At 67.5% G+C, this 11865-nt stretch carries 14 protein-coding genes; 6 read left to right on the top strand and 8 right to left on the bottom strand.

Going from position 1 to position 11865, the window contains the following annotated elements; translation table 11 throughout:
* Nucleotides 1-77: 77 nt before the first annotated feature.
* Both ACFWZ1_RS07100 and prmB read right to left on the bottom strand, forming a co-directional pair.
* Complete coding sequence (locus ACFWZ1_RS07100) at nucleotides 78-608, bottom strand: GNAT family N-acetyltransferase (RefSeq protein WP_231324970.1); 531 nt, start codon at nucleotides 606-608, stop codon at nucleotides 78-80.
* 19 nt (nucleotides 609-627) lie between these two features.
* Nucleotides 628-1548 carry a 50S ribosomal protein L3 N(5)-glutamine methyltransferase gene (gene prmB / locus ACFWZ1_RS07095; RefSeq protein WP_439665907.1) on the bottom strand — a complete coding sequence of 307 codons (921 nt, stop codon included), beginning with the start codon at nucleotides 1546-1548 and terminating at the stop codon, nucleotides 628-630.
* A 91-nt stretch (nucleotides 1549-1639) separates the two neighbouring features.
* Between prmB and asd the strand changes: the two genes are divergently transcribed.
* A complete protein-coding gene (asd, locus tag ACFWZ1_RS07090; protein ID WP_439665906.1) occupies nucleotides 1640-2491 on the top strand; it encodes an archaetidylserine decarboxylase in 852 nt (283 codons plus the stop codon).
* Between the two features lie 89 nt (nucleotides 2492-2580).
* On the top strand, nucleotides 2581-3033 hold the full coding sequence (locus ACFWZ1_RS07085; RefSeq protein ID WP_231324964.1) for a hypothetical protein: 453 nt from the start codon (nucleotides 2581-2583) through the stop codon (nucleotides 3031-3033).
* Between the two features lie 72 nt (nucleotides 3034-3105).
* Here ACFWZ1_RS07085 and ACFWZ1_RS07080 read toward each other — a convergent pair whose 3' ends face one another.
* On the bottom strand, nucleotides 3106-4596 hold the full coding sequence (locus ACFWZ1_RS07080) for a transglycosylase SLT domain-containing protein (RefSeq protein ID WP_439665905.1): 1491 nt from the start codon (nucleotides 4594-4596) through the stop codon (nucleotides 3106-3108).
* 140 nt (nucleotides 4597-4736) lie between these two features.
* Between ACFWZ1_RS07080 and ACFWZ1_RS07075 the strand changes: the two genes are divergently transcribed.
* On the top strand, nucleotides 4737-6233 hold the full coding sequence (locus ACFWZ1_RS07075) for a helicase HerA-like domain-containing protein (RefSeq protein ID WP_439665904.1): 1497 nt from the start codon (nucleotides 4737-4739) through the stop codon (nucleotides 6231-6233).
* Nucleotides 6230-6736 (top strand): transcription elongation factor GreB, encoded by a 507-nt coding sequence (gene greB / locus ACFWZ1_RS07070; protein ID WP_231324957.1) that lies wholly within the window; start codon nucleotides 6230-6232, stop codon nucleotides 6734-6736. Before ACFWZ1_RS07075 ends, greB begins: the two co-directional genes overlap by 4 nt.
* Here greB and ACFWZ1_RS07065 read toward each other — a convergent pair.
* The 3 genes from ACFWZ1_RS07065 to rimO all read right to left on the bottom strand — a co-directional run bounded on the left by ACFWZ1_RS07065 (nucleotide 6721) and on the right by rimO (nucleotide 9343).
* Nucleotides 6721-7125 (bottom strand): YidH family protein, encoded by a 405-nt coding sequence (locus ACFWZ1_RS07065; protein ID WP_231324955.1) that lies wholly within the window; start codon nucleotides 7123-7125, stop codon nucleotides 6721-6723. The two genes, greB and ACFWZ1_RS07065, sit on opposite strands and share 16 nt — an antisense overlap.
* Nucleotides 7126-7204: 79 nt before the next feature.
* A complete protein-coding gene (locus ACFWZ1_RS07060) occupies nucleotides 7205-7999 on the bottom strand; it encodes a DUF3025 domain-containing protein (protein WP_439665903.1) in 795 nt (264 codons plus the stop codon).
* A 6-nt stretch (nucleotides 8000-8005) separates the two neighbouring features.
* Nucleotides 8006-9343 carry a 30S ribosomal protein S12 methylthiotransferase RimO gene (rimO, locus tag ACFWZ1_RS07055; protein ID WP_439665902.1) on the bottom strand — a complete coding sequence of 446 codons (1338 nt, stop codon included), beginning with the start codon at nucleotides 9341-9343 and terminating at the stop codon, nucleotides 8006-8008.
* A 107-nt stretch (nucleotides 9344-9450) separates the two neighbouring features.
* Between rimO and ACFWZ1_RS07050 the strand changes: the two genes are divergently transcribed.
* Both ACFWZ1_RS07050 and ACFWZ1_RS07045 read left to right on the top strand, forming a co-directional pair.
* On the top strand, nucleotides 9451-10119 hold the full coding sequence (locus tag ACFWZ1_RS07050) for a dienelactone hydrolase family protein (protein WP_231324949.1): 669 nt from the start codon (nucleotides 9451-9453) through the stop codon (nucleotides 10117-10119).
* Entirely contained in the window at nucleotides 10116-10532 is a 417-nt protein-coding gene (locus ACFWZ1_RS07045) for an HIT domain-containing protein (RefSeq protein WP_439665901.1), read from the top strand. Before ACFWZ1_RS07050 ends, ACFWZ1_RS07045 begins: the two co-directional genes overlap by 4 nt.
* A 72-nt stretch (nucleotides 10533-10604) precedes the next feature.
* On the opposite strand, the gene ACFWZ1_RS07040 is transcribed toward ACFWZ1_RS07045, so the two are convergent.
* Both ACFWZ1_RS07040 and dcd read right to left on the bottom strand, forming a co-directional pair.
* A complete protein-coding gene (locus ACFWZ1_RS07040; protein WP_231324945.1) occupies nucleotides 10605-11087 on the bottom strand; it encodes a hypothetical protein in 483 nt (160 codons plus the stop codon).
* A 94-nt stretch (nucleotides 11088-11181) separates the two neighbouring features.
* Nucleotides 11182-11748 carry a dCTP deaminase gene (gene dcd, locus ACFWZ1_RS07035; RefSeq protein WP_231324943.1) on the bottom strand — a complete coding sequence of 189 codons (567 nt, stop codon included), beginning with the start codon at nucleotides 11746-11748 and terminating at the stop codon, nucleotides 11182-11184.
* Between the last annotated feature and the right edge of the window lie 117 nt (nucleotides 11749-11865).

Genomic DNA, 11865 nt, shown 5'->3' with positions numbered 1-11865 from the left:
TGGGCGCGACCGCGAACCCCACTGCCGCGCGACCATCGGGACGGCGGTCGCGCCCAAAGGTGCCCCCGCAACGACGCTCAGGCCGCCTGCCACTCGCGCGAGAGGATGGCGAACACGACGTCGTCCACCCACTCGCCGTGCAGCCACAGGCTCTCGCGGAAATGCGCCTCCTGGCGCATGCCCAGCGTCTGCAGCAGGCTCATGCACGCGGTGTTGCGCGGATCGACCGAAGCGTGGATGCGGCGCCAACCGAGTACGTCGAAACCCTGGTGGAACAGACCTTGCAGCGCCTCGCGCGCATAGCCCCTGCCCTGGTGCGCGGGCGCCAGACTGATGCCGAACTCCACCGAATCGCCTGGCGTGGCCGGCAGGCACACGCCAAGGTCGCCGATCAGCGCTCCGCTCTCCCGCAAGCGGATCGCACGCTGGAACCAGAGGCCAGGCGCCGGCTCTGCCTGCGTGTCGATGAACGCGCACGCCTCCGCGACACTCGCCGGACGCCACCCCTGGAAGCGCGCCACCACGGGATCGGCCCGGCAGGCGAAAAGGGCTTCGGCATCGCCCGGGTGCAGGCGATCGAGCAGCAGGCGGTCGGTGGTCAGTTCCATGCGGCCGCTTCTTCGGTGCTCAGCGGCGCGCGTCGGCTGCGGCGCGGATCGCGGCGGCGTGCTCGACCAGATCGCGGCGCTCGAGCGCGAACACGCCCATCGGCCCGACCTTGAACTCGATCCACACGAATGGCACCTCGGGCAACAGTGCGGCCAGCGCGTGCTCGCTCTCGCCCACCTCCACGATCAGCAGGCCGTCGTCGCTCAGGTAGTCGGCCGCCTGATCGAGCATCCGCAGGCAGATGTCCAGGCCATCCTCGCCCGAGGTCAAGCCGAGTTTGGGTTCATGGCTGTATTCGCCAGGTAGCGCCGCGTACTCGTCCTCGGTCACGTAGGGCGGGTTGGACACGATCAGGTCGTAGCGGCGGCCTTTCACGCCATCGAACAGGTCCGACTTGATCGCTTCCACGCGCCCTTCGACGTGCTGGAAGACGATGTTCTCGCGCGCCAGAGACAGCGCCTCGTCGCTGAGGTCGACGATGTCGACCTGCCACTCGGGGTTGTACTCGGCCATGGCGATGCCGATGCAGCCCGACCCCGTGCACAGGTCCAGCGCCCGCTCGACGTGGCGGCCGTCCAGCCACGGCGCGAAGCCCGACTCGATCAGCTCGGCGATGGGCGAGCGCGGCACCAGCGCGCGGCGGTCGCTCTTGAACTTGAGCCCGGCGAACCAGGTCTCGCCGACCAGGTAGGCCACCGGCAGCCGCTCGTTGACGCGCCGCTCTATCAACTCCAGCACGCGCTGGCGCTCCGCGGCCGTGAGCTTGCCCGCGCCGTAGGCTGGCGGGATGTCCGGCGGCAGGTGCAGGCTGGCCAGCACCAGGTGGGTCGCCTCGTCGATCGGATTGTCGTGGCTGTGACCGAAGGTCAGCCCGGCGGCGGAGAAGCGGCTGGCGCCGTAGCGGATGAAGTCGATGATGCTGGCAAGTTCGGCTGTCACGGGCCTTTCCTGGCGGGCGCGGCATGGAGGATCGGCGATTATCCCTCACCGCCGCGCTCAGGGCGAACGCGTTGCCCCTTATACTGGCTGGATGACTTTCGCCGTCCTCGTGCAATACCTCCTTCCCCACCGCGCCCTGTCGCGGGTGGTCTACTGGGCCACGCGCTGGACCTGGCGGCCATGGAAGAACTTCCTGATCGGCCAGATCGTGGACCGCTACAAGGTGGACATGGCCGAGGCCGCACAGCCGGACCCGTTCGCCTACCAGCACTTCAATGCCTTCTTCACCCGCAAGCTGAAGCCCAACGCGCGGCACGAGGACGGCGATCCGACCGCGCTGATCTCGCCGGCGGACGGACGCATCAGCCAGGCCGGGCGCATCGTGGACGGGCGCATCTTCCAGGCCAAGGGGCAGGACTACACCGCCGCCGAGCTGCTCGGCGACGAGGAAGCGGCAGCGCCCTACCGTGACGGCGATTTCGTCACCATCTACCTGTCCCCGCGCGACTACCACCGCGTGCACATGCCGCTCGGCGGCACGTTGCGCGAGACCGTGCACATTCCCGGTCGCATCTTCAGCGTGGCGCCGTTCGCGGTGGAGGCGATCCCGCGACTGTTCGCCCGCAACGAGCGCCTGGTATGCCATTTCGACAGCCCGAACGGCCCGTTCGTGGCGGTGATGGTCGGTGCCGTGCTGGTGTCCTCCGTGGCCACCGTGTGGGACGGACTGGTGATCCCGCCGTACGCTTCGGACATCCGCCGCAAGTCATTCGCCGGCCAGGGCATCACGCTGGCGCGCTTCGCCGAGATGGCACGCTTCAACATGGGCTCGACGGTGATCCTGCTGTTGCCGCCCGGGATGATCGAACTGGACGCGCTCCAATCCCAGCAGACGGTCAAGCTGGGCCAGCACCTGGGCCGACGGCCGCTGCCGAATGACTGACGCAAAGCGTCATTCTGTGACGTTCTAGGCGCACCCGTGCACAACGCTTGGCTATGCTCCGGCCGTCAAACGGCTCCGGGGGAGAACCCATGCGATCGATCGTCCCGCTCATCGCCTTCGTGCGCGGCCAGCAGCTGGAACGTCAGTTCCGCCGCATCAGCAAGGGCCTGGAAACACTGCCCGCCGCCGCTCGCGCGAGGCTGAGCCTGCTCACGCTGCGCGAAATCGGCCAGGCCGCGCGCAGCGAGTTCCCCCATCTCTACGGCACCCCGCCGCAGGACCGCTATCTGCCCTGGGGACGCGGCACCGCCACCGGCTTCGCCCGCGCCTGCTCGGACAACCCTGAAGTCGCCCTGCGCGGCATGGCGTTGTGGCTGGCGGTGGCCTATCACGAGACCAAGGATTCGCCCCATGCGTTCGTGCGCTCGCGCCACCGGCAATTGCTGCGCGTGGTGCGCGAGCTGAAGGAACTGCACGGTAGCGGCGCCCGCGAACGCGAGGACGTGGTGGAGAGCTGGATGCAGTCCAGCGCCGCGGCCTGAGTCGGTGATAGGGGGGCTAGAAGCTCGCCCTACTCATGCTCCTTGGGGCGTAGCCCACCGCCCCCAAACACCTCAGCGCCGGCAGGATGGCAATCGCAGCACCTGCCCCGCGCGGATGCTGTGGTGCTTGAGGTCGTTGATGTCCGACAGCTCGCGCACGTCCGAACATCCCAGCTTGTGCACGATGCCCAGCAGCGTGTCGCCGCGGCGCACGACGTAGCGCGAATGCGGATGCACGGTACGTTTCGGCTCCGGCTTGACCACCTCCGGCACCACCGGCACCACCGCCGAATGCAGGTCGCCCGCCAGGATCGGCCACGGCCCATCGACGCAGCGCGATGCGTAGACCGACTCCAGTTGCTTCGGTACCTGCAGCTGGCTGCCGGCCGGCTGCTCATCCTGCGGATTGAGTCGCGGGTTCAAGTTGCGCAGCGTGCGGAACCAGCCATCGTCCATGCCCTGCGCCGAGCCCATGCAGATGGTCAGCTCGGACAGCGAGGCGGGGCGCTTGAGCGTGATGCGGCCCGGCGCACCGTCGATCTTCGGGAAGTTCAGGTTGTAGCTGTCCGGATGCAGGAACAACCACGCCGCGGCCAGCACCGCCGGCACGTACTCGCGGGTTTCCTCCGACAGCTGGTTGTAGATCGTCGGGTCGTAGAAGCTCGCGCCAGTGTTGTCGCCGACCATTCGGCGCATGCGTCCCTCGCCTCCGTTGTAGGCGGCCAGCGAAAGCTCGAGATTGTCGTTGAACGCCTTCAGTTGCTCGTCCATGTATGCGGCGTTCGCGCGCGCTGCCTCGGACGGATCGAAACGCGTGTCGAAGCCGCTCTGATTGTTCAGGCCAAAGCGCAGGCCGGTGGCATACATGAACTGCAGCGGGCCGGCAGCGCCGGAGCGTGAGACGGCGTGCACCTTGCCGCCGGACTCCTTGGCCATGATGCCGAACAGCAGCGCCTCGGGCAGGTCGGCCTTGTCGTACTGCGGCCACATTTCGTAGCGCATGTACTGGTAGTTGATCCAGGTATCGACCAGGTTCGAGCGCCACTGGGTCAGCCACATTTCCAGCGCGGCCTTGACCGGGCCATTCATGGCGATCAGTTCGGAGAGCTTGTGCCCACGCAACAGGGTCACCGCGCGCTGGGCCTGCGGCAGCGCGGCGACGCCGCCGGGCTTGCCGGCCACGGCTTCCTCGGGAGCTTCCTCGCCGACGGTTTCCAAGTCGTCACCGGCGAAGAAGCTGCCGTCCTTCAGGCGCAGCAGACGGTCGAACACCGAGTAGAACCGCTGCGAGTCGCAACCGGGCGTGGCGCCACAGCGAGCGGCAGCCTGCTTGAGGCTGTCCAGCGAGTCCCTGAGGCTCTGCTCGGACGCCTGATCGTCGCCCTCGCGTGCCTGCTGCAGCGCGGTCTCGTAGCCCTTGCTGGCCTGATCGAGCTGCGTATACAGCGTGTTGACCTCGCCGGAGGCGCGACTGCCGCCTCCGCTGGCGCAGGCGGTAAGCAGGATGAGCCCGGCAGCCAGCGGCGCCAGGCGGAAACGATGGGCAAGAATAGACAGCGGCATGACGAAAGCTTGACGGCGGGGATACATTCACCTTAGCGCATGCAGACCTGATGCCAAAACCGCGGCGCCCGCCAGAACCCGCGAACTGCGACCTGCATCCGCTTGGCTACAATCGCGCATCCGACGCACGGAGCGCCTGCATGTCCGAGATCCTGATTGGTCGCAACGACACCGCCGAGGTCGCGCTCGAATCGCGCTACGGCAACCGCCACGGCATGGTCGCCGGCGCCACCGGCACCGGCAAATCCGTTTCGCTGATGGTGCTGGCCGAGGGATTCTCGCGGCTGGGCGTGCCCTGCGTGCTGGCTGACGTCAAGGGCGACCTGGCCGGCCTGGCGATCGCGGCGAGCGAGCCCAACGACAAGATCAAGGCGCGCCTGTCCAAACTTCGTCTCGCCGACTGGCAGCCGCAGGCCAATCCGGTGATCTTCTGGGATCTCTACGGCAAGCAGGGCCACCCGCTGCGCACCACGGCCAGCGACATGGGTCCCACCCTGCTCGGCCGCGTGCTCGAACTCAACGACACACAGCAGGGTGTGCTTGAAATCGTGTTCAAGCTGGCCGACGACCAGGGCTGGCTGCTGCTGGACCTGGCCGACTTGCGCGCCCTGCTCACCTTCGCCGCGGACAACGCCAAGGACATCTCCATCCAGTACGGACTGATCGGCAAAACCAGCATCGCCGCCATCCAGCGCGCGCTGCTGGCGCTGGAGCAGGCCGGCGGTGAGAATTTTTTCGGCGAGCCCGCGCTGGAACTGGCCGACCTGATGCGCCAGGACATGGGCGGCCACGGCGTGATCAATGTGCTCGCCGCCGACCAGCTGATCCTCAAACCCCGGCTTTACACCACCTTCCTGCTGTGGCTGCTGTCGGAGCTGTTCGAGCAATTGCCGGAAGTGGGCGACCTGGAGCAGCCCAGGCTGGTGTTCTTCTTCGACGAGGCGCACCTGTTGTTCGACGACTGCCCGCCGGCGCTGCGCCAGCGCGTGGAGCAAGTCGTGCGGCTGATCCGCTCCAAGGGCGTGGGCGTGTACTTCTGCTCGCAGAACCCGGACGACGTGCCGGACGAAATCCTCGGCCAGCTCGGCAACCGCATCCAGCACGCGCTGCGCGCCTTCACTCCTCGCGACCAGAAGGCCGTGCGCGCGGCCGCCGAAACCTTCGCACCCAACCCCGGGCTTGATGTGGCCGAGGCGATCGGCCAGCTCGGCGTGGGCGAGGCGCTCGCCTCGACCCTGCGCGAGGGCGGCGTGCCCAGCCCGGTCGAGCGGGTGATGGTGACCACGCCGCGTTGCCGCATCGGCGCGATCAGCGAGGCCGAACGTGCCGCGGTGCGCCAGCGCTCGCCGGTGGGCGGCAAGTACGACACCGCCGTCAATCGCGACTCCGCGGCGGAAATGCTCGCCCGACGCACCGCCACCCGGGCCGCCGACGCCACCACCGTCGCCAACCCCTCGCAAAAGCCGGAGGACAACGCCTGGAGCGGCGCGGTGCACGACGCGCTGCTTGGCACCAAGCGTCGCCAGGGCATGATCGAAACGATGGGCAAGCAGGTCGTGCGCACGATGGGCAGCCAGCTTGGCCGGCAGATCCTTCGCGGCGTGCTGGGCGGCATCTTCGGCGGGAGCCGCCGATGAGCCGCTGGCGCCCTCCTGCGCCATCCTCGACCGCGATCGTTACGCGGGAGGGCTTCGAGAAGCTCAAGGCCGAGCTCGATCATCTCTGGCTCACGCTGCGGCCCGAAGTGGTCAAGGCACTGGCCGCGGCTGCGGCCGAGGGCGACCGCTCGGAGAACGCCGAGTACACCTACCGCAAGAAGCAGCTGGGTGAGATCGACCGGCGCGTGCGCTACTTGAGCAAGCGCATCCCCTTGCTCAAGGTCGCCGAAGGCGCGCCGGGCGACCGCGAGACGGTGTTCTTCGGCGCCAGCGTGGCATTGGAAAACGTCGACAGCGGCGAGGCCGTGCGCTATCGCATCGTCGGCCCCGACGAGACCGACGCGAAGCGTGGCTGGATCAGCGTCGATTCCCCGCTGGCCCGCGCGCTGCTCAAGAAGAAACTCGACGACGAGTTCGAGGCCGAGCTGCCGGCTGGCCGCACGCGCTTCGCCGTCGTTGCCGTGGATTACACGTCCGGCTGAGAACCGAGCGCCGCCAGTTCCTGGCCCACGTAGACGACCAGGAACAGGCCCAGCAGCACCAGGATCGCGGCCAGCAGCTTCTCGCCCACCGGGCCGGCGTAATCCTCCATGCGCTCGTGGGCGATGTCGCGCCGGTTGCGCAGGAAGCGTGCCGAGGCGAGCAGGATAATCAGCGCGCCGAACACGATGAGCATGAGCCCTACCCATTCGGTAAGACGCAGGTGCAGGTGCAGCCTGTGCGCCGCGCGCGAGGCGTTCGACGAGGCGTAGGTGATGAACAGGTCGAAGCGCTCGACCAGGAAGCCGAACGCCATCACCGCGATCGCCGTGCGCACCCAGGCCAGGTAGGTGCGCTCGTTGGCAGCGTGGTCGTTGAAGCGTGGGATCACGCGGGCGCTCCACCGTGCGGGAGGGTCACTGTGCCCGGAGCGGCGTCAACGGGCCGTGGGGTGGAGGGGCCGCGCGTTCCTAAGCCCGCAGCGGCTCGGGATACACCCTTCCCACGCGCAACGGCTGGTAACAGGCCGCCTGCCGATGGAACGCCTCGCTCGCGCTGCCCGCGCACCATCCCGGAATCCCCGACAACGGCAGAGGCCGCAACTCCTGCGGATCGCGCAACAGGCGTCCTTGCGCAATCGCTTGAACCACCGTTTCGCGCACCGCCTCCTGCCCGATCACCGCGATCGCCTTGCCGACGAGCAAGCGATCCGGCGTCAGCGCGTGTTCGAGCAGGGCATGTCCGAACACCATCAGTTCCAGCGAACCGTCCAGCCACGCATCACGCCGCCGCCAGAACAGGCCATGCCAGTCGTGTGCGTCCCACAAGGCCAGCAGCGTGGGGTCGCGCAGCGCAAGGATCACGCCCCCTTCGTCGAAGTGCGTCAGCGCGCACTGCGGACGGCTGCGGCTCTTTGCGCCGGCCCGCGCGATTTCGGCCACCTGTTGGGCATTGAGCGCGCGCTTGAGCGGCGCGTGGCGCAGCCAGGCCAGTGCGTTGAACAGGTCGTGCCAGTTGCGCTCGCGGGTGGCAATGGCGCCGGTTTCGGCGATGCGTTGTTCATAATGGCGGCCGTCGGCGAGCAGTGCAGGCGTCTGCCCGACGAAGCGCTCACGCGAGCCGGCGGGCCAGTGCGCATTGAGCACGTCGAGCGAGGGCCAATCCGGCCCGCGCAACAGGTCTGCGTACTCGTCCCAGGCGGCCAGCGGCGGCCGTCCGAACACGGCCGGATCCACCGCATCGCGCGCCGGCGCGACGTAGCGCATGGACGGCTAGACGACCTTGAGCAGCGGTTGCGCCAGGCGCGCGTGCAGGTCGTGCTCGTCGGCGCCTTCGACCATTACCTGCACGAACTGGCCGGGCTTGAGGCCCTGGCCATCGGCGATGTGCACCAACCCGTCGATCTCCGGCGCATCGGCCGCCGAGCGCGCCACCGCGCCATCGGACCCCGCCTCGTCGACGAGCACGGTCAGCGTGCGCCCGAGCTTGCGCTGCAGCTTGGCCGCGGAGATCTCCGCCTGGACCGCCATGAAGCGCTCGAGCCGGTCTTCCTTCAGCTCTTCGGAAACGGGGTTTGGCAGATCGTTCGCCCGGGCGCCTTCGACCGGCGAATAGGCAAATGCGCCGACACGGTCGAGTTCCGCCTCGCGCAGGAAGTCGAGCAGTTCCTCGAACTCCGCATCGGTCTCACCGGGGAAACCGACGATGAAGGTGCTGCGCAGCGTGATGTCCGGCACCGCGGCGCGCCAGTTGCGGATGCGCTCGAGCGTCTTGTCGATGTTGCCGGGGCGCTTCATCAGCTTGAGGATGCGCGGGCTCGCATGCTGGAACGGGATATCGAGATAGGGAAGGATTTTTCCTTCGGCCATCAACGGCATCACCTCGTCCACGTGCGGGTACGGGTAGACGTAGTGCAGGCGAGTCCACACGCCGAGCTCGGACAGGCCCTGGCACAGCTCGGTCATGCGCGTGCGATACGCCTTGCCGCGCCACTCGCGCTCGGCGTACTTCAGGTCCACGCCGTAGGCGCTGGTGTCCTGCGAGATCACCAGCAGTTCCTTCACGCCGCCCTTGACCAGTTTCTCGGCTTCGAGCAGCACCTGGTCGACCGGCCGCGAGACCAGGTCGCCCCGCATCGAGGGGATGATGCAGAAGCTGCAACGGTGATTGCAGCCCTCGGAAATCTTCAGGTACGCGTAGTGCTTCGGCGTCAGCTTGACCCCGGTGTCGGGGATGATGTCCAGCAGCGGGTTGCGCTGCGGCGGCAGCGCCGTGTGCACCGCGCTCATCACGCTGGCGTAATCCTGCGGGCCGCTGATCGAGAGCACTTCCGGATAAGCCTCGCGGATCAGTTCAGATCGCTTGCCCAGGCAGCCGGTGACGATCACCTTGCCATTCTCGTGCAGCGCCTCGCCGATGGCGTCCAGCGACTCCTGCACCGCCGCGTCGATGAAGCCGCAGGTGTTGACCACCACCGCGTCGGCCGCCTGGTAGCTGGGCACGATCTCGTAGCCCTCCACCTTGAGCTGGGTAAGGATGCGCTCGGAGTCGACCAGCGCCTTGGGGCAGCCGAGGCTGACGAAACCGATCTTGGGGGAGGCCTGCGACATGGGAGCTACCGAAAGAAGTGCCGTAAAAACCGGCCATTATACGTGAGCGGGCCTCTCACCACCGGGCCGTTATGCTTGGCGCTTCAGCAGCGTGCAGGGAGCCGTCCATGGGGCAGTCGATCAACATTCCTACCAGCGGCACGCAGTGCATCGGCGGCTACCTGGCCAAGGCGCAGGGCAAGCCCAAGGGTGGCGTGGTGGTGGTCCAGGAGATCTTCGGCGTTACCGCGCATATCCGGGAGGTCGCGGATCGTTTCGCAGCCGCAGGTTATACGGCGATCGCGCCGGCGTTCTTCGACCACCTGGAAAGTGGCCTGGAGCTTCCCTACGACGAGGGCGGCATGCAACGTGGGAAGGCGCTGGTCGACGAATTGGGGCTCGAGCGTGCAGTGGAGGACGTCGCCAGCGCAGCCGAGGCGATCAAGTCGGCCGGCAGGATCGGTACGGTTGGCTACTGCTGGGGCGGCACCGTCGCGCTGCTGTCGGCGCTGCGGTTGGGCATGCCGTCTGTGAGTTATTACGGTGCGCGCAATCTGCCCTTCCTGGGGGAGACGCCGAAAGCGCCGGTGATGTTCCATTTCGGCGAGCGCGACAGGAGCATTCCGCCCGAAGCGGTAGCCAAACATCGCGAGCGGCTGCCGCAGATGGACGTCTTCACCTATCCGGCCGGGCACGCCTTCAATCGCGACCACGACCCGCACTACGACCAAGCCAGTGCCACCCTGGCCTGGCAGCGCACACTGGCCTTCTTCGACAAGCACTTGGCGAGCGCATGAGCCGCGTCGGATTCCAGCTCGATCCGCGCCTGGCAGCCGACACCCTTGCACTGGCCCGGCTGGACCTGTGCGACGTGCTGCTGATGAACGACTCGCGCTTCGCCTGGCTCGTGCTGGTGCCCCAGCGCGCGGGACTGGTGGAGATCGCCGATCTCACGCCTTCGGAGCGAACGCTGCTGTGGCACGAAGTCGACCGCGCCGGCGCCGCGTTGCGTGCGGTGGTGCCGTGCGACAAGCTCAACCTCGGCGCACTGGGCAATATCGTGCGGCAGCTGCATGTGCACGTGGTGGCGCGGCGCGAGGGGGATGCGGCGTGGCCGGGCCCGGTATGGGGCAGCGGCCCGGCGCAGCGTTATGGGGAGCACGCGCGGGAAGCCTTGCTCGACCGCCTGCGCGAAACCCTGTCGCGCTAGCCGCCATCGCGCTTGCAGGAGCTCACAAGTGGGCTCCTGCAAGGAACGCCCGGTCACGCCGGGATTCGCAGCTCAGTACTGATCGGTACGCCCGGCCGCGCTCTTGTCCTGCTGCTCGTCGTTCATCTTGACCGGGGCGTGGTAGTCCTCCAGCGCGCGCGCCTTGGTCTCGACCGGGTTGATCTTCTTGAGCGTGCCGTCGTCGTCGTAGTACGCGGCGAAACCGTAGTCGATCACCATGCGCGCCATGAACTGGAGGTGCGCCTTGCGGATCTTCGAATCGTCGCTGGGCACCAGCAGCACGGTCTTGGGCAACTTGCCGACATCCTTCAGGTAGGCGAAGTGGCTGCCGGTATCCAGCGCGGAAAGCACGGCGCCGTCGACCAGGAACTGGCCGCTCTTGTAGGCCTCCAGGGTGGTGTCGAACTCGGTCTGGGCCTTGGCGATGGCGGCCTCTTCCTTGACGCTGTTGCCGTGGCAGCCACCGAGCACCAGCAGGCTGCCCAACAGGAGCGCGGCGCCAGCGCGCTGGAACATCGTGGTGAAGCGGGTCATGGGGATCTCCTGGGTCGAACCTGGGAACAGGCGCAGTGTAGCGCCGGGCAACGCCGCGCCGACCGCTCCTGGCCGACGCGATTCAGGCGGCCGCTCAGGTACGCGGCAGGGTCACGCCCTGCTGGCCCTGGTACTTGCCGCCGCGGTCCTTGTAGCTGGTTTCGCACTCCTCGTCGGACTCGAGGAAGAGCATCTGCGCCACGCCCTCGTTGGCGTAGATCTTGGCCGGCAGCGGCGTGGTGTTGGAGAACTCCAGCGTCACGTGGCCCTCCCACTCCGGTTCCAGCGGGGTCACGTTGACGATGATGCCGCAGCGCGCGTAGGTGCTCTTGCCCAGGCAGATGGTGAGCACGTTGCGCGGGATGCGGAAGTACTCGACCGTGCGCGCGAGCGCGAAGGAATTCGGCGGAATGATGCACACGTCGGCCTGGACGTCGACGAAGCTTTCCGGGTCGAACGCCTTGGGATCGACGATGGTCGAATTGATGTTGGTGAAGATCTTGAACTCGCGTGCGCAGCGCACGTCGTAGCCGTAACTGGAGGTCCCGTAGGACACCAGCCTGTTGCCGTCGCGCAGCTTCACCTGGCCCGGCTCGAACGGCTCGATCATGCCGTGCTGCTCGGCCATGCGGCGGATCCACTTGTCGGACTTGATACTCACGCTCGCGCTCCATCGGTGGCCCGTTCGTCGGGCGCAAAACGGGGAAAATACATGGTCGGGCCGTGGAGGCGCCAGCCGTCTCTCTGGCGGCGCGCGTTCCTGGCGAGCGTGATCACG

The organism is Frateuria sp. GZRe14 (assembly GCF_051900395.1).
Taxonomy (GTDB): Bacteria; Pseudomonadota; Gammaproteobacteria; order Xanthomonadales; family Rhodanobacteraceae; genus Frateuria_A; species Frateuria_A edaphi.
The sequence above is the reverse complement of the archived record's forward strand: the minus strand, read 5'-3'. Positions and strand labels throughout refer to the sequence as shown.